The sequence below is a fragment of the Deltaproteobacteria bacterium genome (genome assembly GCA_019310525.1).
Taxonomy (GTDB): domain Bacteria; phylum Desulfobacterota; class DSM-4660; order Desulfatiglandales; family HGW-15; genus JAFDEE01.
The window spans coordinates 23,508-47,643 of record JAFDEE010000001.1; the positions used below are offsets into that span (position 1 = coordinate 23,508).

Annotated in this window: 16 protein-coding genes; 14 read left to right on the forward strand and 2 right to left on the reverse strand. The window is 55.9% G+C overall.

Annotated elements, in window-relative coordinates:
• The first annotated feature begins 40 nt into the window (after nt 1-40).
• From hrpA to JRF57_00120, 3 genes are all read left to right on the forward strand, one after another.
• A complete protein-coding gene (hrpA, locus tag JRF57_00110; GenBank protein ID MBW2302093.1) occupies nt 41-3,928 on the forward strand; it encodes an ATP-dependent RNA helicase HrpA in 3,888 nt (1,295 codons plus the stop codon).
• Nucleotides 3,929-4,078: 150 nt separating this feature from the next.
• Nucleotides 4,079-5,149: a lipopolysaccharide heptosyltransferase II gene (gene waaF / locus JRF57_00115; protein ID MBW2302094.1), complete on the forward strand. Its 1,071-nt coding sequence runs from the start codon at nt 4,079-4,081 to the stop codon at nt 5,147-5,149.
• Nucleotides 5,146-5,721 carry an HAD family hydrolase gene (locus JRF57_00120; GenBank protein MBW2302095.1) on the forward strand — a complete coding sequence of 192 codons (576 nt, stop codon included), beginning with the start codon at nt 5,146-5,148 and terminating at the stop codon, nt 5,719-5,721. Before waaF ends, JRF57_00120 begins: the two co-directional genes overlap by 4 nt.
• A gap of 8 nt (nt 5,722-5,729) precedes the next feature.
• Here the strand turns inward: JRF57_00120 and JRF57_00125 are convergent, their stop codons facing one another.
• A complete protein-coding gene (locus JRF57_00125; protein MBW2302096.1) occupies nt 5,730-6,746 on the reverse strand; it encodes a redoxin domain-containing protein in 1,017 nt (338 codons plus the stop codon).
• Nucleotides 6,747-7,219: 473 nt separating this feature from the next.
• On the opposite strand from JRF57_00125, the gene JRF57_00130 reads away from it, so the two are divergent.
• Entirely contained in the window at nt 7,220-7,393 is a 174-nt protein-coding gene (locus JRF57_00130; GenBank protein ID MBW2302097.1) for a Trm112 family protein, read from the forward strand.
• Nucleotides 7,394-7,487: 94 nt separating this feature from the next.
• Nucleotides 7,488-8,813 (forward strand): malonyl-CoA decarboxylase family protein, encoded by a 1,326-nt coding sequence (locus JRF57_00135; protein ID MBW2302098.1) that lies wholly within the window; start codon nt 7,488-7,490, stop codon nt 8,811-8,813.
• 52 nt (nt 8,814-8,865) lie between these two features.
• Here the strand turns inward: JRF57_00135 and JRF57_00140 are convergent, their stop codons facing one another.
• Nucleotides 8,866-10,227, reverse strand: a complete 1,362-nt coding sequence (locus tag JRF57_00140) for an FAD-dependent oxidoreductase (GenBank protein MBW2302099.1) — start codon at nt 10,225-10,227, stop codon at nt 8,866-8,868.
• A 434-nt stretch (nt 10,228-10,661) separates the two neighbouring features.
• Between JRF57_00140 and JRF57_00145 the strand changes: the two genes are divergently transcribed.
• The 9 genes from JRF57_00145 (at nt 10,662) to JRF57_00185 (ending at nt 24,085) form a co-directional block, all read left to right on the forward strand.
• Nucleotides 10,662-13,256, forward strand: a complete 2,595-nt coding sequence (locus JRF57_00145; protein ID MBW2302100.1) for an FAD-binding protein — start codon at nt 10,662-10,664, stop codon at nt 13,254-13,256.
• A 369-nt stretch (nt 13,257-13,625) separates the two neighbouring features.
• Entirely contained in the window at nt 13,626-15,212 is a 1,587-nt protein-coding gene (locus JRF57_00150; protein ID MBW2302101.1) for an AMP-binding protein, read from the forward strand.
• Nucleotides 15,213-15,568: 356 nt separating this feature from the next.
• Nucleotides 15,569-16,774, forward strand: coding sequence for a thiolase family protein (locus JRF57_00155; protein MBW2302102.1), 1,206 nt, complete (start codon nt 15,569-15,571; stop codon nt 16,772-16,774).
• A gap of 323 nt (nt 16,775-17,097) precedes the next feature.
• Nucleotides 17,098-18,303, forward strand: coding sequence for an ABC transporter substrate-binding protein (locus JRF57_00160; GenBank protein ID MBW2302103.1), 1,206 nt, complete (start codon nt 17,098-17,100; stop codon nt 18,301-18,303).
• A complete protein-coding gene (locus JRF57_00165) occupies nt 18,300-19,130 on the forward strand; it encodes an ABC transporter ATP-binding protein (protein MBW2302104.1) in 831 nt (276 codons plus the stop codon). The genes JRF57_00160 and JRF57_00165 overlap by 4 nt, the downstream gene beginning before the upstream one ends.
• 19 nt (nt 19,131-19,149) lie before the next feature.
• On the forward strand, nt 19,150-21,099 hold the full coding sequence (locus JRF57_00170; protein ID MBW2302105.1) for an AMP-binding protein: 1,950 nt from the start codon (nt 19,150-19,152) through the stop codon (nt 21,097-21,099).
• 31 nt (nt 21,100-21,130) lie between these two features.
• Complete coding sequence (locus JRF57_00175; protein ID MBW2302106.1) at nt 21,131-22,009, forward strand: branched-chain amino acid ABC transporter permease; 879 nt, start codon at nt 21,131-21,133, stop codon at nt 22,007-22,009.
• Between the two features lie 21 nt (nt 22,010-22,030).
• Nucleotides 22,031-23,101, forward strand: a complete 1,071-nt coding sequence (locus JRF57_00180) for a branched-chain amino acid ABC transporter permease (protein ID MBW2302107.1) — start codon at nt 22,031-22,033, stop codon at nt 23,099-23,101.
• 180 nt (nt 23,102-23,281) lie between these two features.
• Entirely contained in the window at nt 23,282-24,085 is an 804-nt protein-coding gene (locus JRF57_00185) for an ABC transporter ATP-binding protein (GenBank protein ID MBW2302108.1), read from the forward strand.
• Nucleotides 24,086-24,136: the final 51 nt, after the last annotated feature.

Sequence of the window (24,136 nt, forward strand, 5' to 3'; positions counted from 1 at the left end):
AGAAAACATAGCGAAGCTCCGAGATCTCCTCCCCCGGACCATGCTCCGGGACAGGGCTGTGCTTTCACGCCGCCTTGAGCGGCTTCTGACCGCCCGGAAGGGAAGGACTCCCGGGAAGAAGGACTTCGAGGCCCAGCTTGAGGCCATGGAGAAACGGGCCGAGGCGTCTGCCCTGGAGATGGAGAAAAGGGCGGAAAACATTCCCCGGATCGAGTACCCGGAGGAACTTCCCATTACCTCCATGAGGGATGACATCATTCGGGCCGTCCGGGAGCATCAGGTGGTCGTGGTTTCGGGAGACACGGGTTCGGGAAAGAGTACCCAACTCCCCAAGATGTGTCTGGAGGCGGGACGGGGAATCGCGGGAAAGATCGGGTGCACCCAGCCCCGGCGGATCGCCGCGGCGACGATCTCCCGCCGAATCGCCGAAGAACTGGGGGAGAAGTTGGGGAAATCCGTTGGCTACAAGATCCGCTTCAGGGACCGCACTCCTCGAAGTGCCTATATCAAGGTCATGACCGACGGGATCCTCCTGGCGGAGACCCGGGGGGATCCCGGACTCCATGAGTACGATACCTTGATCGTTGATGAGGCCCACGAGCGGAGCCTCAACATCGACTTCATCCTGGGAATCCTGAGGACCCTTATCCCTCGGCGACCCGAACTCAGGGTGATCATCACATCAGCCACCCTGGACACCCGCAAATTCTCCGAGGCCTTTGGAAATGCCCCGGTCATCGAGATAAAGGGTCGTCTTTATCCCGTGGAGACCGTGTACCGGCCCCAGGAGTCGGTTCCCGGGGGGGAAAGCGAGGTCACCTGGGTGGACACGGCCGTGGAGGCTGTGGAGGAGATTTACCGGAAGAAGCGACCGGGAGACATCCTCGTCTTCATGCCCACGGAGCGGGATGTCCTGGAAACCTGCGAGCGCCTTTCGGGCAGGAATTTCCCGGGAACCTCGGTCCTGCCCCTCTATGCGAGGCTCCCGGCCTCTCAGCAGGGGCGGGTTTATTCGGTGAAGGGGAGGAAGATCGTCGTTGCCACGAACGTGGCCGAAACCTCCCTCACGATCCCGGGGATCACTTACGTGATCGATACCGGTTTGGCCCGTATCGCCCGGTATCTCCCCCGCACCCGCACAAACAGCCTTCCCGTGAGCCCCATTTCCCGCAGCAGCGCGGACCAGCGAAAAGGACGCTGCGGTCGGGTCCGAGACGGGATCTGTATCAGGCTTTATTCCGAGGAGGATTACGAGTCCCGGCCCGAGTTTACACCTCCCGAGATCTTGCGTTCCAACCTGGCCGAGGTTCTTCTCCGCATGGTGGACCTGAAGCTGGGGGATCCCCATACCTTTCCCTTCATCGATCCTCCCAACCCCAGGAGCATCAAGGACGGATTCGACATCCTGGAGGAACTGGGAGCTGTTGAGAGGCGGGGTGGACGGGTTCTCCTCACGGAGAGGGGCCGCGTCATGGCCCGGATGCCCCTTGATCCCAGGATTTCCCGGATGATGCTGGAGGCCGCAAGGGAGGGGTGCGTGAAGGAGGTGGCTGTCATAGCCGCTGCCCTGAGCATCCAGGATCCGCGGGAGCGGCCGGCCGACAAGACCTTCCAGGCCGACCAGATCCATGGAACCTTCAGGGATCCTGAATCGGATTTTTTGACCTTGCTCAATATCTGGGACCGCTTTCACAAAGAGTGGAAGGCCCTAAAGACCCAGAACAGGATCCGAAAGTTCTGCAAGGCCCATTTCCTGTCCTTCTCCAGGATGCGCGAATGGATCGATACCCATGATCAGATCATGGATATTTTCAGGGAACACGCCGTCATGAAGAATTCGCCTCCTCCCCCAGCCGATCCCGCATCCCGGTACGCGGGCATCCACCGCTCCGTACTTGCGGGGTTTTTATCCAATATCGCCCTTTTGAAAGACAAGAATATTTACCGGGCGGCCCGGGGAAGGGAGGTGATGGTTTTTCCCGGCTCCACCCTCTTCAACAAGAAGGCCCCGTGGATCGTTGCGGCGGAGATGGTCAAGACCTCGCGCCTGTTCGCCAGGACCGCAGCCAAGATCGATCCGGGCTGGCTGGAATCCCTCGGGGAAGGGCTGTGTCGCTCCAGTTACTCCGAGCCCCACTGGGAAAAGAACCGCGGGGAGGTCAGGGCCTATGAACAGGTGACCCTTTACGGGCTCCCCATCGTATCCCGGCGGCCGGTCTCATACGGCCCCATCGATCCGGAGGAGTCCCATCGGATCTTCGTGCGCCACGCCCTGGTGGAGGGAGATCTCAAGCCGCCCCTTCCCCCTTTTCTAAGACACAACCGCAACCTGATCCGATCCCTTGAAACAATGGAAGACAAACTCCGCCGCCGGGACATCCTGATCGGGGAAGAGGCCTTGGCCGACTTTTATTCCCGGAGACTGGCGGGCGTCTATGATGTGCGTACCCTCCGGAGGCGTATCCGGGAAAGGGGAGGAGACGGTTTCCTGCGGATGAAAAAGGATGACCTGCTCCGGTACCTGCCCGAGGAATCCGAACTGGCCCTTTTCCCGGACGAGGTAAAGGTGGGGGAAACCAGGCTCAAGACCTCTTACAAGTTCGCTCCCGGAAGGGAGGAAGACGGGCTGACCGTCCAGGTCCCCTCTTCGATCGCTTCCCGTATCTCGTCGGCGCCCCTGGATTGGGGCGTGCCGGGTCTTCTCAGGGAGAAGATCACGGCCTTCATCAAGGGCCTTCCCAAGCGGTACCGGAAGCAGTTGGTGCCGGTTTCAGGCACGGTGGAAACGGTCATGAAGGAGATGGAACGGACCGATGAACCCCTTTTGACGGCCTTGGCCCGCTTCGTTTACCGCCGGTTCGGCGTGGACATCCCCGCATCCGTGTGGACTTCTGTGGAGATTCCCATGCATCTCCAGACAAGGGTATCCATTACCGATTCGGAAGGGAAGGAGATAGAGTCGGGAAGGGACATCCACAAGCTGATGAGGGGCCCCAAGGGCGCACCCCTCGCTTCCGACGACTCCACCCTGAAACGGGTGAGGGACCAGTGGGAACGGGAAAACCTCAAGGACTGGGATTTCGATTTCCTGCCCGCGAGGGTGCCATTGCCCCCCCGCGGGGAGGCTTATCCCGCACTTGAGAGCACCGCGGAGGGGGTAAATATCAAGATCTTCCGGGACCCCGACGAGGCCCTTGCTTCCCACATGGAGGGTGTTTCAAGGCTTTTGGAACTCCGCCTGGCCAAGGACCTCAAGTTCCTGAAGCGGAACTGGACCCTGCCCGGAGAGGCCGCTCGGGCCGCGGCCTATTTCGGAGGCGGAAAGGAGATCGAGAAATCTCTCTACCGGAGTCTCCTGGGCCGGTTCTTTCGGAAAGATATCCGCACCCGCGGGGAATTCGAATCCTATGCCCGTCATCTGGAGCAGACGATGTTCGAGGAGGCCCGGCAACTGAGGAATCGGGTGATCGAGGTTCTCCTGGCCTACCAGGAGACCCGCTCGATTTTGCATACCCTGGAGGGTGCGGCCCCGTCGAATCGCGCCGTTCAGGAACTCTGCGGCCGGGTCCGGAGGGAATTGGATGCACTTGTCCCCCGCGATTTCATCGAATGTTACCCCCCTGAGCGCCTGGCCCATCTCCCCCGCTATTTAAAGGCCCTGGAGATCAGGGCGGAAAGGGGTGCCAATCATCCGGAAAAAGACCGGACCAAGGAAGCCCGGGTGGCGGGGTTTGTCAAGGCCATGGAATCCATGGTCGCGGAACTTCCCCCCCATGCCTCCAGGGAAAAGAGGGAAGGGGTTGAGGCCTTCCGTTGGATGATCGAGGAGTATAAGGTCTCTGTTTTCGCTCAGGAACTCAAGACCCCCTATCCCGTTTCGGAAAAGCGGTTGGAAATGAAGAGGAAGGAACTGGAGAGGATGTTGTAGGGATGTTGTAGGGACGGGGTCTTGATCTTAAACAAAATCGAACGTTTTTAAAGGGGCTCTAGCCTGACGGATCTCCCCGGTTGACATCGCGCCTTGGAGTAAATATAGCTTGGGGGCACCGGCCTTTGAAACTACGGGGCCAAAAGAAATATGGGAAAGCAAACGTACCTCAAACCGATCGATGCATCCGGGATTCGCCGCATCCTTGTGCGGATTACCAACTGGATCGGTGACACCGTCATGGTCCTCCCGGCCCTCGAGGCCGTGAAGTTGAACTTTCCAGACAGCGAAATCACCGCGCTCGTCAAGCCCTGGGTGGCCCCCCTATTCGAACATCACCCTGCGGTGGACAGGGTCTTGCTGTTTGAAAAGGCGGAGCGCTTTCCAGCCGACCTTCTCAGCCTCCTCAAGACCGCCGGGAAGATCCGGAGCATGGGTTTTGATCTCGCCGTCCTCTTTCAAAACGCCTTCGAGGCGGCCCTTCTCTCCCGGCTTGGCGGCGTTCCCCTCAGGGTCGGCTATGACACGGACGGTCGGGGTCTTCTCCTGACCCATCCTGTCTCAAGGAAAAGGACGGCCCCGCAAGGCCACCAGGTGGAATACTACCTGGCCATGCTCAGGGCCATCGGGTGGGAGGCCCCCCTGAAAGACCCCAGGCTTCACGTTGCTCCGGGAAGCGAGACATCCGCCCTCCGGCTCTTTTCCCTGGAAGAAATCGAGCAGGAGGGTTTCTTCTTGGGCATCGCGCCCGGAGCGGCCTTTGGCCCTGCCAAAAGGTGGCCTCCAGAGCGCTTTGCAGCCCTCGCCGACCAGGCCGTCGAGCAGTGGGGAGCGAGGGTGTTGATCTTCGGGAGCGCGACTGACCGGGATCTCGGCCGGGAAGTCAAGGCTTCCATGAAAAACCGGGCATGGAACCTGTGCGGAGAAACGAGCCTGGGGGAAGCGGTGGCCCTGATCAAACGCTGCAGGCTTTTCCTCACCAATGATTCCGGTCTCATGCACGTGGCCGCCGCCCTGGAGGTACCCACTGTTGCGATTTTCGGCTCCACGGATCCCGCGGCCACGGGGCCGAGGGGCCCCCACACCCGGGTGGTCAAGAAGCCGACGGACTGCGCACCCTGCCTTAAGGCCGTGTGCCCCAAGGATTTTAGATGTATGCTCGCCATCCACCCCGGGGACGTCTGGAAAGTGATGGAGGAGCTGAGAGGGGAATTCCAATGAAAAGACCCGCTGTTTTCATAGACAGGGACGGCACGGTGAATGAACAGATGGGATATATCAACCATCCCAACCGGTTCAAGCTTTTACCGGGGGCAGCCGAAGCCATCCGGTTGCTGAACCGGAATCGGATCCTCGCCATCATCGTCTCCAACCAGTCAGGAGTCGCCCGGGGCTACTTTCCCATCGAGCTTGTCCACGAGGTGCACCGTCTGATGGAATCGGCACTCGAAAAGCAAGGGGCCCGGATCGACGGGATCTTTTTTTGTCCCCACCACCCCCAGGGAGTGGTACCCGAGTTCAAGAAGAAATGCGATTGCCGAAAGCCCGGCACCGGTATGGTGGACCTGGCCTGTCGCAGCTTCGAAATCGACAAGACCCGCTCTTATTTGATCGGGGACCGTTACCTTGATATCGAAACGGCGGAAAGGGCCGGACTCAAGGGAATCCTGGTCAAGACTGGTTACGGGTTGGGGGATCTCACGTACATCTTCCCCCAAAGACCCCTTCGACCCTGTTACATTGCGGATGACCTGCTCCAGGCCGTTCAATGGGTATTGAAAAGGGAGGGGTAAGCCGAAACTCACGGGGAGTCCGGAAAGGGCCCCTGGGATAAAGAGGGATCCCGGGGAGTACAGCCTTCCCGCAGCTTTTTCACGGAGAGGTAATAATCGAGGTCGTCCCTGTACTTTTTTTCGCCCGGGTCGAGTTTGAGGGCCCTCCTCTCCCAGGCGATGGCCTTGTCCAGGTTTCCAAGGCAGTACTGGACCCGGGCGTAAGTATGGGCGAAGAGCCCGTTTTCCGGTTCCATTTCCACCGCCCGGGCGGCAAGTTTCAAGGCTGCGCCTACATACCGGAAAGGAAGCTCCTTCTCCGTTATCAGGTCCCGGGCGAGGCGGTTGGCCTTGGCCCCCTTCAGGATCTTTGGATCCAGGCGGTCATACATGGCACGAAGGGCCGCCGGATCCTTCTGTTTCTTAGCCACCACCGTACGCACACGCAGGCCCCTCTCGTTCGCCGGATCCAGGGCAAGGAGTGCGTCGGCCGCCTGAGCGACAATCTCCATGTCATTCGTTTTGAGGGTCTCCCGAAGGGCCTTTTCCAGGGAAGAAATCCGTTTGACCCGCTCGATGTCCAGCCTGCCCGCCAAGGCCTTATCCAGGACTTCATCAAGGTCCGATGGGTGCCCTTCCCATATCACCGTTCTGGTCTTGTCCACAAGGAAGGCGTATGGGACTCCTGGTGTTCCGTCCATGTACCGTCGCCGCACCTCATGGGTGACCTTCCCCACCCCGTAAGAAATCTCCTTTCCTTCCCCTTTCAGGAACCGGGCGAGATCGTTGGAAGGTTCATCGCTTAAGCCCACCACGCGGACCTGATCCTCATAAAAAGACTGGATCCTGGCCAGGTGGGGGATCTCGGAACGGCAAGCAGGGCACCAGGTCGCCCAGAACTCCAGGACAGTGTATGGTTTCTCAAAGGTTACCTCTTGGCCCTGAAGCCACAGGGTGCCCTCCAGGGACGGGGCCTTGTCGCCCACGCTCAGGGCCGAAATCCCGATCAGCCAGATCAGAGACAGCAGGCCTGAAAAGGTGCCCATCCTCTCTTCTCCCTTTCCTAAAAACAGACTAAAAGTCGCCGCCCAGGGGGCTCTTATGAGTCGCTTCCTTCCTCCTCCTTATCCGGAGGGTGTTCCCTGGAGGTCTCGTTTTCCCAGGGCTTGGAAGGTCTTCTTCGCTTCACGGGACTATAGAAAAGCCCCTTCTCTTTGTCAACGGGCCGACACCGGGCGGAGACCTTCCCACCAAAGGAGTCCCCGGGGAATCGAACCGCGGTCCGGCTTTTTCCTCCTCCAAGGGTGACAAAGGGTGGCGGTGCAGGAACCCCTTGAAACTCTCACCCGTTTCCATTACTCTATTTTTCAGTAATACGGCCCCGATCACGATGCCTCTCTTTATGTTTGTTCCGGAATCTGAGATGTTCTTCCGGGGGGAAGAGGAACCAGGGAACCAGGTGCCGGGGACCCACCCATTCTTTTATCCGAGGCCCATTCCACGGGGCAAGGAGGACATGATGACCATCAGCAAGGATTTGCTCGAAATACTGGCCTGTCCGAAATGCAAAGGAGAGATCCGGCTCAACGATACCGGAGACGGCCTCATTTGCGAAAGATGCAGGCTGCTTTACGAGATCAAGGACGATATCCCTGTTATGCTCGTGGATGAAGCGCGGCCCCTGGACACCTGAAAAAAGAAGGTTTTAAAAGGCACCCAGAGCAATGAAAAAGGTCCCTCGCATCGGAACCCGGCCGGGAAAGAATAGAGGCAAGGGCGAAAAATCCTTGATCGGACTTTTTCAGACCCTTCTCGATGAAGGGGCCAGGGAAGAAGAAATCTTCGCGCAAATCAGGGAACGCTATGGCTCCCTGGAGGATCCGGAGAAGGAGGCCCTGTTCCTCGAGCTCATTGAAAAGGTGGAAATCCTGCCCGAGAAGATTTCGCCCCTTTTGAATGAATTGAACACGATGGACCCGGATGACCCCGATTGGCCTCGCAGACTTGCCGGGCTCCGTTCCCGCCTTTACTCACCCCGTCTTCTCATTTTCCGGAAAATTTCCCACGCCCCCGGCGGACTCCGCTTTCTGCTGGATTTCAGGCGGGACCTGCTCTCTGCGCAACGCTTTTCGGGAATCGATCTCAAGGCCCTGGATTTTGATATTGTTCTTCTCTTCGAATTGTGGTTCCAGGAAGGATTCCTTTATCTCGAAGAGATCACCCATGATTCCTCATACCGGCAAATCGAGTTGATCAAGAACAGCGACCTCGTGCATCCCATGATGACCATCGAGGAGATGGGTCTTCGCTTAGGCAGGGACCGGCGGTGTTTTGCTCTCTACCACCGACTCATCCCTTACGAACCCATAGTCTTCATCGAGGTGGCTTTGAGCAACGGCCTCGTGAGGCGCATCGCCGATATAATCGAGAACGAGGGAAACCAGGCCGAAGAAGGAGAGAAGGACACGGCGGTCTTCTACTCCATCAACAGCACCCAGCAAGGACTCTCCGGGCTGGGGCTCGGAAAGATGCTCATCGGCCAAGTGGTCGACTACCTCAAAAAAGACCGGCCCGAGATCCAGACCTTTGCGACCCTGAGCCCCATCACCGGTTTCTGGAAATATTACCTGAGGCCCCTCCTCGAAGGAAAGGATGAAAACTTCTCCCTAAAGCAGTCAGAGTTCCTTTCCTTCTTTTCCAAAAAGCAGGCCCAACAAATTCTTGCAAAGGCCCGCTCCAGCGGCCAACGGGCGGAAGACCTTCCAGGGGCGCTGCTGACGGTCCTCTCCGGGGAGGACTGGATACGGGACGAAGAATTGAAGAAAAGCCTCCGGACCGCCCTCGTCAAGACGGCCTATCACTACATCGCCCGTGAAAAGAACCCCCAGGGTAAACCCCTGAATCCCGTTGCCGGATTTCACCTGGGAAACGGGGCCACCGTCTCCCAGAAAAACGTCAATTTTCTGGCCAACCCTACTCCCAGGGGTCTGAGGGATTCCTGCGGCCTGATGGTCAACTACATTTATACTTCCACATGGTTGGGACATCTCCGGAGATCTCTCCGGTGGTTCGAGAAAACCGAATTCAGGAACCTCTTCTCCCGCGGCCGTTAGGCCGGCGCTGTCCTCCACGGGACACAACAATCCTTCCTTCTTCCTCAGCCGATCACGAAGGGGACTTCCCCTCCAGCCGTCTCGAAATGGCCTTAGCCGCCAGAATCCCGCTTACGGAGGCCTGGAGCAGACCCCGTGTGATGCCCGCGCCGTCCCCTACCGCGAAAAGATTGCGCACCTGGGTCTCCATCTCCGGGGTGACGCGGATCCTGTTGCTGTAAAATTTGACCTCCACCCCATAGAGCAGGGTATGGCGGGAATAGACCCCAGGGGCTATTTTCTCCAGGGCCTGAAGCATCTCCAGGATATCCACCAGGTGGCGGTAAGGAAACACGAAGCTCAAGTCTCCTGCAACGGCCTCCCTTAATGTTGGCCGCGTTAGGCAGCGGTCGATGCGGGACTGGGTGCTGCGCCGACCTGCAAGAAGGTCACCGAGCCTCTGGATGATGGCGCCTCCGCTCAGAAGGTTGGCCAACCTCGCAATATAGAGGCCGTAGGCGATGGGATCGTCAAAAGGGTCGGTGAAAGCGCTGCTTACCAGGATGGCGAAATTGGTGTTCTCCGTTCTCTTGCTGGTATAACTGTGCCCGTTCACCGTGATTACATTTTCACCCCTCTCAAGAACCACTTCACCATGGGGATTCATACAAAAGGTGCGTACCTTGTCGTCAAAGGTCTTGGAATAGTAAATCAACTTGGATTCATAGACCCGGTCCGTGATTTCCTTGAGAACAGCGGCCGGCAGCTCCACCCTGACCCCGATATCCACGGGGCTGGCCACGGTGTGAAGTCCCAGGGCATCGGCCTGCTCCTTCATCCACCCGGCTCCGGAGCGGCCCGGAGCCGCCACCACGAAACGTCCCTCGACGGTTTTTCCGTCTTCCAGTTCCACTCCCTCTATCCCGCCTTCCCGGGTGAGGAGTCTTTGCACCTTGCAACCGCACCACACCTCTACCCTTCCCTCCAGGGAACGGCGGAATTCTCCCAGCACCTTCGGGCAATTCTCCGTTCCGATATGCCTGATCCTGGACGGAATGAGTTCGAGATCGGCCAGTCGGGCCCTGTCGGCCAAGTCCTGAAGATCCAGGGGGTCTTCTCCGTATAGTCGATCAGGGGCGCCTGATGATACGTAGAGGGCATCCGCCTTACTCAAAAGCTCTGACAGGGTTCCGCGATCCATCAGATCCCCCAGGAATCCTCCCACCTCGGCCGACAGCGTCAACTTACCGTCGCTGAAAGCACCGGCACCACCCCAACCGCAAAGGATATCCCCCGGATCTCTTCGGCTTCGAAGCGACAAATCCTTCCCTTGCTCCAGCAGGAGTACCGGTTCCACCCCGAGATCTCCCAGGGTCAGGGCCGTAAAGATTCCCGCTGGTCCCGCACCTATGATGATCACCTCGTAGCGCCTCATAAAGTCCTCCTGCGATGGGTCGGTCCCCGGGAGACCCGGTGATGGAAGTCTTCCCGGAATTAATGTTTTTTTATCTTACCATGAAAACGGCCTCGCCCATAGAAACTGGATCATCTCCGGGAAAAGTCGGCCTGAAAGTAAGGATTCACGGGTTCGATGGGTTACGGGAAAAGCCGGAGGAAAACCCGTGCGTGGCCCCTCGGCGAGGAATCTGTCATCCCATGCTCCCCCGGGCTTCGTCGGAGGTGCCGAATATCGCCAACTCTTTGACATCTCTTGATTTATAATTCATCCCGGACCGGATCCCCCTCATATTTATGCTTGACATTTCAAGACTTTTTCCTTTAGATACCAAGCCAGCTACAACATAGCCGCACCACCGTACCCCTGAACCGTAAGCGGCGTTGTCTGAACACCTAGATGGAGGTCATTTTATGGATATTTACGATGAAATCAGACAAATTGTCGGGTCTGAAAACGTATTTACGGGCCCGGTGGAATGTATTCCCTACTCGAGGGACCTTTCCGTTCATGAGGGGATCCCTGATGCCGTCGTGTTCGCATACACCACGGAACAAATCTCCGCTATCCTGAAACTGGCCAACAAGGAAAAGGTCCCGGTAACGGTCCAGGGGTCCGGCACGGCGACCACAGGTGCCTCCCTTCCCGTTTACGGGGGCATCCTCTTGGATGTGCACAAGATGAACAAGATCCTGGAAGTGGACACCCAGAACTTCTTCGCCAGGGTGGAGCCCGGTGTCATCTGCATGGACCTGAACAGGCGCCTGGCCCAGGATAACCTCATGTTCCCCCCCAACCCCGGTAGTGAAATGATCGCCACCATCGGCGGGATGATGTCCACCAACGCCAGCGGCCACAAGGCCGTCAAGTACGGAACGGCCCGGGACTACGTGAAGGCCCTGAAGGTGGTCCTGGCCGACGGGACCGTCATTAATACCGGGTTCAAGACGCCGAAGGCATCCTTTGGCTACGACCTGAACCACGTTTTTTGCAGTGCCGAGGGGACCCTGGGGGTCATCACAGAGATCACCGTCAAGATTCAACCCAAGCCCGAATACAATGCCCTGGCACTGGCCGTCTTCGAGGATCTTTTCTCGGCAGGGAGCGCGGTGAGCGAAATCATCGGCTCGGGTATCCAGCTCGCGGCCTGCGAAATCATGGATAAATACAGCCTCAAGGTCGTCGAGAATGTGATCGAGCGGGATATCAGCGGGATCGAGGCCATGCTGATCATCGAGGCGGACGGGGCCAAGGAAGTGGTCGTCCGGGACATGAACAAGATGGAGGAAATCTGCAAAAAACACAAGGTGAAGGATTTCACCTGGAGCGACGACCCGGCCAAAGCGGGCGAAATCATGGAAGCCCGGGGGAAGCTGGTGCCCACCCTTTCCAGGATCAAGCCGGGGAACAGGCTCGTGGCCATCTCCGAGGACCTCGGCATCCCGCCCTCCAGGATCCCTGAGGTGATTAAGAAGGCCCAGGAGATCTCCGACAAATACGACCTGCTCATCACCACTTTCGGCCATATCGGAGATGGTAATGTCCATACCACCTTTGTAACGGATATGAGGAGCAAGGAGCAGTGGGACAGACTGAAACCGGCCGCCGACGAACTGGCCGACATCGCCATCGAGATGGGAGGCGTGGTGACGGCCGAGCATGGTACCGGGTTGGCCCGGGCTCCTTACATCGAAAAACAACTGGGTCCGGCCCTCGAGGTCATGCGGTCCATCAAGCAGGCCCTGGATCCCAACAACATTCTCAACCCGGGAAAATTCGGCCTGGAGAGGAAAAAATATGATATCTATGACTATTTCGCTTTCAAGACTTTCCTCGAACACCCCGAAGGCCTCAATTCCCTTGGAGAGAATATAGACAACGAGATCCTGGCCTGTATCGCCTGCGGGTTCTGCCGCCTCGGATGCCCCACCTTCAGCGTGACCCAGAGGGAATCCAGGAACGCCCGCGGAAGGAACGTCCTGGCCTTCAACTTCCTCAACGGAACCATCGAACCTTCCAAGGAGCTTGCCGAAGCCCTTTACAGCTGCACCACCTGCCAGGCCTGCACCTATTTCTGTCCGGCCCAGGTAAAGGTGGACGAAATCGTGGAAGCCATGCGGAAAAGGCTTTACAAGGCAGGGTTCACTCCTGCGGAAACCCTGGCTGTAAGGGAAAATATCCTGGTAAACGGCAATGTATATGCCAGCCCCCAGGAGGAACGAATCGAAATATATCCCAAAGAACTCAAGGAAAAAGCGGAACGGGGCGAACTCAAACCCCAAGCAGAAACCCTTCTCTTCATGGGTTGTGTGCCCAGTTACCTCGACATGAAAATGGTCCCGAGCTTCATCAAGATCCTTGACGCCGCGGGGGTTGATTACACTACGCTGGCCAAGGACGAGGTCTGTTGCGGATTTCCGCTGTTCCTGATGGGAAGTGACGAATTTGAAGAGCACGCCAAGAAAATGATCGAGAAGATCCGGGCCACGGGGGCCGGGGAACTGATCACCCCCTGTGCCGGGTGTTACAAGACCTTCAAGAAGCTCTACCCGGAATACGGCGACCTTGGACTCGAGGTATACCACTCAGTGACTTACTTTGAGAAACTGGTCGCAGAAGGCAAAATCAAATTCAAGGGGGATCTGGGCAAGAAAGTCACTTACCATGATCCCTGCGACCTGGGCCGGAGTTTCAAGATCTTCGAAGAGCCGAGAAACATTCTTAAAGCTATTCCCGGACTCGAGTACGTTGAGATGGCCAGAAACCGGCTCCAGGCCCGTTGTTGCGGAGGGGGCGGGGGTGTTTCCGCCATTTCTCCGGAACTCTCCGTCCAGATGGCTGAAGAACGGGTCCGGGACGCCCTGGCTGTAGGCGCTGAAATCATCGTCTCGGGCTGCGCCGCTTGCAAGGACAACCTGAGAAAGGGCGCCAAGGCCATCCCCAAACAGGAGAGGGGCAAGATCAAGGTCATGGATATTACGGAAATCCTGGCATCAAACATGGAATAGACCATGGGCCTGGATCCATTCAGGGATCGGGCCTGAACATTTCTGCTCCCGCTGCTCGTTCCTGCGCCGGAGGAATGCGGGAGAGGAAAATGCGGGCGAATGAGATGAGACCTTTGAAAAACGTTCAATTTTGTTCAAGGTCAAGGAAGGCGAAAATTTTAACCACAGGAATACATTGAAGTATTTCGAGGATTAAAATTTGTCCGCGTTACGCTTGGACTCCCCACCCTTCGGGCGGGTCCCCGGTTTGAGCCTGACGCCGAGATTGGGCAAAAGGAAGCGTTTTTCAAAGGTCTCGAGATAAGAAAAGCCTTGTGTGCCGATCCCTTTGCTAACCTTTAGAATCAAAAAACAGCGGGAGGTTCAAAAATGACACAGAGAAGCAGATGGATGCACGCCGGAACGGTCCTGAAGATGAACGCCTATAATTATCCTGACAAACTTGGGTGGCAGGACAAGAGCAAGGAGTTCACCTTCAAGGAATGGAATGACAGGGCCTGCCGCCTCGCCAATGGGCTCAGCAGGCTGGGCTGCGGGTATAAAGACACCTTCGCCTGCATTGCTTACAACCGGGGCGAATGGATGGACGTTTACGCCGGGTGCGCCAAAGGGGGCCAGATCGTCGTTCCCATCCTGTTCAGGTTGACTCCCGAAAACATCCAATACATCGTGAACCACGCGGAGTGCAAGGTTTTCATCGTGGAAGAACCCTTCGTGGAGATGATCAACGGTATCAAGGACAAGCTTCCCGTCCCGAAGGACGCTTATGTTTACATGGGCGACGGACCGGTTCCCGAGGGGTATATCGGTTACGAAGACTGGCTGGCCGCCTCTTCCAACGAGGAGCCGGACTACATGGTATACGGAGACGACTTCTGGACCATCATGTATACCTCGGGGACCACGGGAAGACCGAAAGGGGTCATGAAAACCCATGAAAGCTACCATGCCCAGTATCTTCTCAACAACATCAACATGGGCGTGCGTCCCACGGATAAGGTGATGCTGGTCATGCCCATGAGCCACGTGAATTCAATCTTCTATTCCTTCCCTTACACCCTCGTCACCGCTCCCGTTTTCATATATAACATGGTCAGCTTCGACCCCGAGGACCTCCTGAAGACCATCGCCGAATACAAAATCACCTTTACTTCCCTGGTGCCCACCCATTACGTGATGATGCTGGCACTTCCCGATGAGGTGAAAAACAAGTACGATGTCTCATCCATCCGCCAGCTCCTGATATCTTCCGCTCCCGCCCGTAAAGACCTCAAGCTGGCCATTATGGATTATTTCAAAAACGCTGAACTGTGGGAGGCATACGGCAGTACGGAAGGCGGGCTGGTGACCCTGCTCAGGCCGGAAGACCAGTTCAAGAAGCTGGGATCCATAGGAAAGGAGATCTTCGGTACAGACCGGATCAAGGTCCTTGATGAAAACAAGAAGGAAGTTCCCGACGGAGAAGTGGGAGAACTCTTCTACCGCACCCCCATGCTCTTCACCGAATATCTCAAGGAACCCGAAAAGACCAAGGAGGCCTTTTTCGGTGAATGGTCCTCGGCCGGTGACATGGTGAAAAGGGATGAAGACGGATACTATACCCTGGTGGACCGTAAAGCCAATATGATTATCACCGGTGGAGAGAACGTCTATCCCTCCGAGGTGGAGGAATGCGTGGCTTCCCATGAAGCCGTCAAGGATGTGGCCATCATAGGGGTGCCGGATCCGAAATGGGGCGAAGCCATCAAGGCCGTCGTGGTCCTCCACGATGGATATGAAGCCAGCGATGAACTGGCAAAGGACATCATGAACTACACCAAGGGGAAACTGGCGGGTTTCAAGCGTCCGAAATCCGTCGACTTCATCAAGGACGAAGAAATGCCTAGGACTGCCACAGGAAAGATCCTCCACCGGATCCTGAGGGAACGATACGGCACCTGGGCCGAGGAAGCCTAAATTGCACCAGACCCGCCGCCTTTTTGGAGGCAGGCGGCGGGAACTTATAAGGGTCATTCCGTCACAGAATTCAGCCCATGCGCCTTGTAATGAAAGGGGGGGTTGCAGGAGAGATATTAGTTGAAAGGAGGTCCCGTTACTGTTACCCTAGAAAACCCTAGCCGCCTGTTGGGTTTCGCCTTGGCGGCGGGATTCCCTTCCTGAATTTTAGTGAGAGGTTTTTTTGAGCCTCCCTGAGTAGATGGAAAATGGTCCTTTTAAACCGGAGGCCAGTTTATCACCAACAATCGCGTTTACGGACGGGCTAGCAGCCAAGATACATTCCTGATTCCGCTCAATAAAAGGAGGAGCAAGACATGTTCACCAAGGCTTTCATCCCATTCAGGGGTTACTATTCGAGTCCTTTTTGCCGCTGGCAAGGCACCCTGCAAAATGAAAACTCCATCGTTCTGGGCGCCAAGACTGCAAATCGGTGGCTTAAATCCAAGGGAATCCCTTTCAATATCTTAAACACCATGTATTACGGCACTACAATCGCCCAACCATGCATGTTTTACAGCCACAACTGGGCCGCGGCCATGATGGTGGACAATGAACTCCCATTGCCGGGCACGATGGTCAACCAGGCCTGCACTACCTCTACCGTCTGCCTGAATCTGGTGGCCTCCAATATTGAATGCGGCCTTTACAAGACCGGTTTCGCCTTGATGTCAGACCGTGCCTCCAACGGCCCCCATACGATATGGCCGAACCCCATGGGCCCGGGAGGAGAGGTAATCAGCGAAAACTGGATGATGGACAACTTCAACAGGGATCCCAACGTCGGCCTCAAAATGGTTCAGACCGCGGAAAACGTGGCGAAACTTATCGGTGCCACCAAGGAGCAGGCGGACGAAGTCACATTGAGGAGATACGAGCAGTACCAGGATGCCCTGGCGGATGACCGGGCCTTTCAGAAGCGTTACATGTTCCCTGTAGAGGCGAGAATCTCTAAAAAGAAGACCGTGCTCGTCGAGGCCGACGAGGGTGTCACTCCGACCACAAAGGAAGGTCTTGCGAAATTGAAACCCGTGGAGCCAGAAGGAATCCATAGTTTTGGAAGCCAGACCCACCCCGCCGACGGTAACTGCGGTTTCATCGTGACTCAGAGGGAAATAGCCAAGGAACTCAGCGCCGATCCAAACGTGGAGATTCAGATCATTTCATACGGTTTTTCCCGCGTTGGGAAGGGCCTCATGGCCTCAGCCCCGGTGCCTGCCGCCGAGATGGCCTTGAAGGACGCCGGGCTCAAGGTATCGGATCTCAAGGCCATCAAGACCCACAATCCTTTCGCCGTAAACGATATTTACATGTCCACGAAGATGGGATTCGACGTGATGTGGATGAACAATTACGGGAGTTCCCTCATCTATGGGCACCCCCAGGGTCCTACGGCGGGAAGAAACATCTGTGAACTCCTTGAAGAGCTGACGATCCTTGGCGGAGGGTATGGCCTTTGGGCGGGTTGCGCCGCCGGCGATACCGGAGGGGCCATGGTTTTCAAAGTCGACGTGAAGGCATAATTCGAGGGATCAGTCGTTTCCCATATACTCCCTCTTGACAACCGAGGATCAAATCCTTTAAGACTAAAGGCCAGACGATGATTTGTAAATTTAATCTGAAGAAAGGCGGGTGATAACGTTTTCGGCGGACGATACTGAAAGATTCTAATGAAAAACCATGAAAGGGACGGCCCAGTAAAGAGGTGCAGGGCATAAGCTGGTAGAGGAATCTTCCGTTAATACCGGGAGGAAAACTCGAAGGCAAGAAGCACCGTGGCACCTTCTGCGGCCCCGTCAAAGGAGAGGCGAGAGAACATAACCGTTTGACCAAGGAGGAAACGATTATGCGCAAGGCATTGCTTACGGTAGTAGTCTCCGCGGCAGTGGCGGGATTGATTGGTTTGGGCACCCCGGCGGTCCAGGCAAAGGACATCAAGGTCGGTGCCATTATCAACTTGACGGGACCTGCTTCCACCTGGGGCCAATTTCATGCGAAAGGGCATCAGGACTACTTCCGCTACGTCAATGAAGTCAAGGGGGGAGTCGCTGGACACAAAATCAAACTCACCATTGTTGACCACGCCTACAAAGTCCCTGAAGCCATCAAATACGTCAAGAAGTTCTGCACGCAAGACAAGATGGACATGATCGCCACCTGGGACGCCGGGTCCGGGATCATGGCCAAACCCATCATTCAAAAATACAAGACCCCGAATATCAACTATTCCACCTACCAGGGGATCCTGAAACCCCCTGTCGATTATGCCTACCTGCCCTTCGGGAGTTACGTGATGGATTCTTACGCGGTCTTGGAATACATCATGGCGATCCACAAGGGCAGCAGCCCGCCGAAAGTGGGGCTTCTCACTTACAATAACGCTTACGGGAAATCGATCCACAAACCCAGCCGGGAGTACGCCGAGAAGCACAACGTGAATATCGTGGCGATCGAGGAATTCCCACCGAAGGCCCTGGACCTGAATACGGAAGTACTTCGCTTGAAGAAGGCGGGAGCGGAGTATGTCTTTGTTCAGTGTCTCCCTTCGGCGATCATTATGGCGCTTCAGGCCGCGGATCGGGTTGGATTCAAGGCCCCCTTCTTCGGGACCTGGACTTCCACCGACCCGGACTTCTTCAAGAGAGGCAAGGGGCTGATCCGGGATCGAATGTTTATGCAGTTCCCCGCAGGACTCCCCTCCGACGGGACCCCGGGCATGAAGATCTTCGACGTGCTGATGAAACGCTACCACAACATCACCCAGTTCGACGGCTCTTACTGGGAAGGGGTCACCATCGCCATGATTATGGAGCGGGCCTTCCAGAAAGCTTATGAAAAATTTAAAAAGATCAACAGTGAAACCGTCAACAAGGCCCTGGAAACATTTCGCAATGAGAATTTCGGCGGGGTCGTTCCGAACATAACTTACACCTCCACGGACCACAGTGCCTCTTTCATCGCTCGTATTGTCAAGGTGAACGAGAACGGCACTTACACACCCCTTACCAATTTTTGGGAACCATCCAAAGAAAAAGTCAGGCTTCTTAAATGAAGGCCTTCCGCGGAGAACCCAGCATCTTCGCTTCCAGCCAGCCCGAGGATCGGCGGGCTGAGCTGGAAGTGAAGCACCTGACCCTGAAGTTCGGTGGGATCACAGCCCTGAACCGGGTGGATTTGTCCGTGCATACGGGGGAACTGGTGGCAATCATCGGTCCTAACGGCGCCGGCAAGACCAGCTTCCTCAATTCCATCACAGGGTATTACAAACCTCAGGAAGGACAGATCCTTTTCAATGGCAAAGACATCACGCACCTGCCACCCCACCACCTAACCGGACTCGGGATCGGCAGGACCTACCAGAATATCGAGCTTTTCCCCGGGATGACGGTGCTGGCCAACATGTTGCTTGCCAGGCATATTCACTGCCGGTACAGCGTGGGAGCAGCGGCCCTCTTTTCCAAAGGAGTCAAGGCAGAAGAGGTCCGTCACCGGAAGGTTCTTGAAGAGTTGATCGATTTTCTCGAGATGCAGCCCATCCGAAAACAACTGGTCGGCTCTCTGCCATACGGTATGAGAAAACGGGTGGAACTGGGTCGGGCCCTCGCCCTGGAACCCAAGCTCCTGATTCTCGACGAACCCTTTGCCGGGATGACCCTTGAGGAAAAGGAGGACATGGTTCGTTTCCTCCTGGAGTTAAACGAGGCCTGGAACCAGACAATAATCCTGGTGGAACATGACATGTCCATCGTGATGAGCATCTCCAAGAGGGTCGCCGTTTTCGATTTCGGGGTGAAAATCGCCGAAGGATCTCCCGAATTTGTGCAGAACCATCCGCAGGTCATCAAAGCCTATCTTGGGGACACTTCTACCATTGATTAATCTAACGGTCGGATAAAATATGGCAGAAAAGCGTCTGAAAGTAGACCGTATCGATCCAGAGACCCTCTCGTCCCTGGACCAGTACACCCTGCCCCAGATCCTTTCCAGGCAGGCCGAGAGGTTCGGGAACGAGAAGACCGCTATCCGCCAGAAGGCTTACGGCATCTGGCAGACCTTTGGATGGGAAGACTATTTCCTTTACACCCGCCGCGTGGCCCTTGGATTGCTCTCTCTGGGTATAAAGCGGGGGGAGATGGTGGGTTTGGTCCTGGAAAATGAACCGGAGTGGCTCTTTGCAGAGCTGGGTTCCCAAGCCTTGGGAGCGGTCACCATTCCCCTTTTCACATCTGCCGTGGCCGATGAACTGGCCCGGGGGCTCCAGCGTGTGGAAGCGGCCTATGTCTTTGTTCAAGACCAGGAACAGGTGGACAAGCTCCTGGCTTGCAAAAAAGACCTGGAGCACGTCCGTTGTCTCATCTACCTTGACCGGACGGGGATGCGAAATTACAGGGACAATCCCTGGCTCCTCAGCTTCGAACAACTTCTGGAGCTGGGGGAAGAGATGGAAAAGGCGGAACCGGATCGCTTCAACAGGGAACTCTGGGAAGGGAAGCCGCAAGAAGTGGCCCTGATGCTGATGACCTCCGGCACCACCGGATTCCCCAAGCTCGTCATGCTCAGCCACCGGAATTTTACCGAGATGGCCAGGAAATGGCTGGAGACCGCGCCAATCGGCATCGGTGATAACTGGATTTCCATTACCCCCACGGCCTGGATCGTCGACCAAATGTGGGGGGTGGGAGTCACCCTTTGCGGCGGTCTTTGTATGAATTTCCCTGAAGATATAGAGACGGCGGTGGAAGATTTCCGGGAAATCGGACCTACCGTAATGATCTCCTCTTCCCGGTTCTGGGAAGACCTCGCATCCAAAATCCGGGTCAAGATCAATGATGCCGGGTTCATAAAGAAGGCCCTTTACCAGTGGACTCAGAAGATCGGCATGGCCGTCGTAGACCTCGAATCCACGGGCCAAAAAGTTCCTCTCTCCCTGCGAATTCGCCGGCGGATCACCAATCGGCTTGTCTCCCAACCTCTCCTCGACCGGATAGGATGCCTCCAGTTCCGGGCGGCTTATACCGGCGGCCACCCCATCAGTCCGGATGTCATCCGTTTTTTCAGGGCCAACGGCCTCAACCTCAAGCAGTGTTACGGTCTCACGGAAGCGACCGGTATCTTTCAGGTCCAACCGGACAACGAGGTTAAACCGGAGACGGTCGGGAAGCCCCTGCCACGAACCGAGGTGATCATCACCGAGGATCAAGAGGTCCTGGTGAAGAGCGCTTCCATCTTTGTAGGTTATTATCAGGACCCTGAGGCCACGGCCGAGGCCTTGCGGGACGGATGGTTCTACACCGGTGATGCCGGGTACTTCGACGAAGACGGGCATCTCCTGATAATCGGACGAAAGGCGGACATCATGCGGACCCGGGAAGGAGAGGCCTTTTCTCCGGATTTCATAGAGACCCGTCTCAAGTTCAGCCCATACATCAAGGAAGCCGTCATTTGGGGCGAGGGTCAGCCATATATCTCAGCCTTTATCAACATCGATTTCGGCAACGTAGGCAACTGGGCCGAAGAGCGGCAAATCCCTTACACGACCTATACCGACCTCTCCCAGCAACCGGCGGTGGAGGATCTCATCAGGGGAGAGGTCGCCGAAGTCAACAAGCAACTCCCGAAGCCCATGCAACTAATAAAGATCATCTTGCTGTACAAACTGCTGGATGCCGACGACGAAGAATTGACCCGGACCGGGAAGGTCCGGAGACGGTTTGTCTTTGAACAGTACAAGGAATTGATCGACGCTATATATGCTGACAAAACCGAATTGCCGGTTAAGGGAAAGGTCCTATACCGGGACGGCCACGTGGGAACCATTGAAACCACGGTCCGGATCCTCACGGTTTAACACTCATTGGTCCGAGGAGGCGTAAACTGCCATGGATTTTTTCTTTCAACTCCTGGTCAACGGTCTCTCCCTTGGGTTCTTGTATGCCCTCTCCGCCCTTGGGTTCGTGATGATATTCAAATCAAGCAGTGTCTTGAACCTGGCCCATGGAGAACTGCTGGCTATTGGGGCCTTTCTTTTCCTGGTCCTTGCCGCCTGGCTGAAGCTCCCTCTGATTTTGGCCTTTTTCTTGACCCTTGTGGGTGTCTTCTTCCTCGGTTTTGTGGTGGAACGGTTGTTCCTGCGACCCCTGATCGGTGAAAATCTGATCGAAGTAATCATGATGACCCTCGGGATAGGTATCATGTTTCGGGGACTCCTCCTCTTCATCTTCGGGGGGGATATCCACGATTATCCAGATTTTCTGCCCGAGGGGCTTTCCATCGAATGGGGCGTCATTAAAATTCCATCCGTATATGTGGCCACTTTCATTATCGGAATCCTTTTCCTGATCATCTTCGGCCTTTTCTTCAAGTATTCCTCTCAGGGCATTTACATGAGGTCCGTCGCGGACAATCAGCCGGCGGCCCTGTCCCTGGGTGTACACGTGCGCCGGGTCTTCGCCCTTTCCTGGGCCATCGCCTTCATCGTAGCGGCCATGAGCGGGATCGTGCTCGGAATCCTGAACGGCATCAACGTGCACGAACTCAGCGCGATCGGACTAAAGGTCTTTCCGGTGGTCATTCTCGGCGGACTGGACAGCATAGGCGGTGCTATCCTGGGCGGCGTTATCATAGGCCTGATCGAAACTTTTACCGGAGGGTACATTTCAACCTCTCTCCGCGAAGTGGTTCCTTATATCGTTCTGGTCATCATTCTCATGGTCAAGCCTTACGGCCTATTCGGCCTTGTGGAAATCGAGCGGGTATAATTCTTTCATAGGAAGGTCGGCATGCGGAAACTCCGATTTCATCCCTGTGGAAACTTCAAGGAATCCTATCTCCAGGAACTCACCATCTTTGAGACCGACTTCGGGAGATTATGGATGTTGGTGGGGCTCGTGCTCCTCTTTTGTGTCATCCCGTTCGTGTGCAGTCCCTATTTGATTTACGTGTTGAATACGATCGGGATCTATTCCATAGCCGCCATCGGTCTCAATCTGCTGATCGGTTATACCGGCCAGATCTCCCTGGGACACGGGGCCTTTTTCGGCGTCGGAGCTTACTCGGCGGCCATACTGGCCAACAAGGCAGGGTTCCCTTTTATCCTGGCTCTTCCCGCTGCAAGCCTTATCACGGCAGGGGTGGGATTGGTATTCGGACTGCCGTCTTCCAGGCTGAAGCACCTTTACCTCCTGATTGCCACCTTGGCAGGACAGTTCATCCTGGAATATGTTTTCGTTCACTGGGAGAGCATGACCGGAGGCGCAATGGGTATCGTGGTTTTCAATGTGGGACTTTTCGGGTTCGACCTGGGAACGGACAGACGCTTCTATTTCGTCGTTTTCGCCCTTTTTACATTCATGACCTGGGTGGCCGTCAACCTGATCCGCACCCGTTACGGCCGGGCCTTTATCGCCATCCGGGACAACGATCGTGCCGCCGAGGGTATGGGTATTCCTGTATTTGGTTACAAGTTGCTCTCCTTTGCAATCAGTTCCTTTTACGCCGGTCTGGCCGGTGCCCTTTTCGCCTATTACATGATGAGTATCACGCCGGAACCTTTTAACCTTTGGTTGTCCATCGAATTCATCGCAATGATCATTATCGGGGGCCTTGGAAGCATACCCGGATCCGTCTTCGGAGCGGTATTCATAGTCACCCTCAACGAGGTGCTGAGTCATTTGACGGAATATTTGATGAACGTGGGGGTCTCAGCCGGCGCTGCCATCACCATCGCGCCCTTGCGGGAATTTGTATTCGGCCTGGTGATCATTCTTTTCATCATTTTCGAGCCAAAGGGTATCGCCGAAGTATGGCGGATCGTTCGATCCAGTTTCAGACTATGGCCTTTCTCATATTGAGAATCCTCTTGGGAAACGGAGGCAATTCGACTCCTTGCCTGTTTTTTAAGGCAAAATTTTGTGGGTTTTGAGGCCTGGATACCGGAGCACCTTAATATTTTTTATGAGACATAACAGCATCGCTGCAACGCAGTAAGGCTTTCCGGTCAAAACGATGCAGCCGGCGGGAGCGATCAATACATGGAAAAAGATGTAAGACTACTGCTGAACAATATCAGCGTGGTGTATTCGGATGTCATCCAAGTACTGAAGGGGGTTTCCCTGACTGTACGCAAGGGGCAGATCGTCTCCTTACTCGGGAGCAATGGGGCGGGGAAGACGACCACCCTGAAGGCCGTTTCCGGACTTCTCAAGCCGGAAAACGGGAAGGTGACGGAAGGAGTTATTTACTACGACGGAAAGCCGATCCAGAATTCTTCTCCGGAGAAAATCACCAGGAAAGGGATCATCCAGGTGCTGGAAGGCCGTCAGGAGTTCAAGTACCTGACGATCGAAGAGAACCTGAGGGTAGGAACGGCGACCCGCTGGGGAAAACCTTACCAGAAGGATCTTGAACTCGTTTACCATTACTTTCCCGCGCTGGTGGCCCGCAAGAAAGGTCTTGCAGGATATTGCAGCGGCGGAGAACTGCAGATGCTCGTGATCGGGAGGGCCCTCATGGCCCATCCGAAACTCCTGCTCCTGGATGAACCGTCCCTGGGGCTTGCTCCGTTGCTGGTTAAAGAGATTTTCCAGATCATCAAGCGAATCAACAAGGAGCAGGGCACGACCTTGCTGGTCGTGGAACAGAACGCCAACATGGCGCTTCAGATCGCCCACTACGGCTACGTCATGGAAAACGGCAAGATCGTTTTGGAGAGCACGGCCTCCGAACTCAGGGAAAACCCGGACGTCAAAGAGTTTTACCTCGGAACGGCCTCTACCGGGACTTTGAAGTCATACCGGGACGTAAAGGCTTACAAGCGCAGGAAGCGGTGGTTGTAAGTCAAGGGTTTTCGGCCCTGGATTTGCGAATCTCGATTAAAACGCCCGGGC

Bases quoted from the DNA above. Each gene is read 5' to 3' on its own strand.
- hrpA (MBW2302093.1), top strand. From the start codon at position 41: ATGCTCCGGGACAGGGCTGTGCTTTCACGCCGCCTTGAGCGGCTTCTG.
- waaF (MBW2302094.1), top strand. From the start codon at position 4,079: ATGGGAAAGCAAACGTACCTCAAACCGATCGATGCATCCGGGATTCGC.
- JRF57_00120 (MBW2302095.1), top strand. From the start codon at position 5,146: ATGAAAAGACCCGCTGTTTTCATAGACAGGGACGGCACGGTGAATGAA.
- JRF57_00125 (MBW2302096.1), bottom strand. From the start codon at position 6,746: ATGGGCACCTTTTCAGGCCTGCTGTCTCTGATCTGGCTGATCGGGATT.
- JRF57_00130 (MBW2302097.1), top strand. From the start codon at position 7,220: ATGACCATCAGCAAGGATTTGCTCGAAATACTGGCCTGTCCGAAATGC.
- JRF57_00140 (MBW2302099.1), bottom strand. From the start codon at position 10,227: ATGAGGCGCTACGAGGTGATCATCATAGGTGCGGGACCAGCGGGAATC.
- JRF57_00145 (MBW2302100.1), top strand. From the start codon at position 10,662: ATGGATATTTACGATGAAATCAGACAAATTGTCGGGTCTGAAAACGTA.
- JRF57_00150 (MBW2302101.1), top strand. From the start codon at position 13,626: ATGACACAGAGAAGCAGATGGATGCACGCCGGAACGGTCCTGAAGATG.
- JRF57_00155 (MBW2302102.1), top strand. From the start codon at position 15,569: ATGTTCACCAAGGCTTTCATCCCATTCAGGGGTTACTATTCGAGTCCT.
- JRF57_00160 (MBW2302103.1), top strand. From the start codon at position 17,098: ATGCGCAAGGCATTGCTTACGGTAGTAGTCTCCGCGGCAGTGGCGGGA.
- JRF57_00165 (MBW2302104.1), top strand. From the start codon at position 18,300: ATGAAGGCCTTCCGCGGAGAACCCAGCATCTTCGCTTCCAGCCAGCCC.
- JRF57_00170 (MBW2302105.1), top strand. From the start codon at position 19,150: ATGGCAGAAAAGCGTCTGAAAGTAGACCGTATCGATCCAGAGACCCTC.
- JRF57_00175 (MBW2302106.1), top strand. From the start codon at position 21,131: ATGGATTTTTTCTTTCAACTCCTGGTCAACGGTCTCTCCCTTGGGTTC.
- JRF57_00180 (MBW2302107.1), top strand. From the start codon at position 22,031: ATGCGGAAACTCCGATTTCATCCCTGTGGAAACTTCAAGGAATCCTAT.
- JRF57_00185 (MBW2302108.1), top strand. From the start codon at position 23,282: ATGGAAAAAGATGTAAGACTACTGCTGAACAATATCAGCGTGGTGTAT.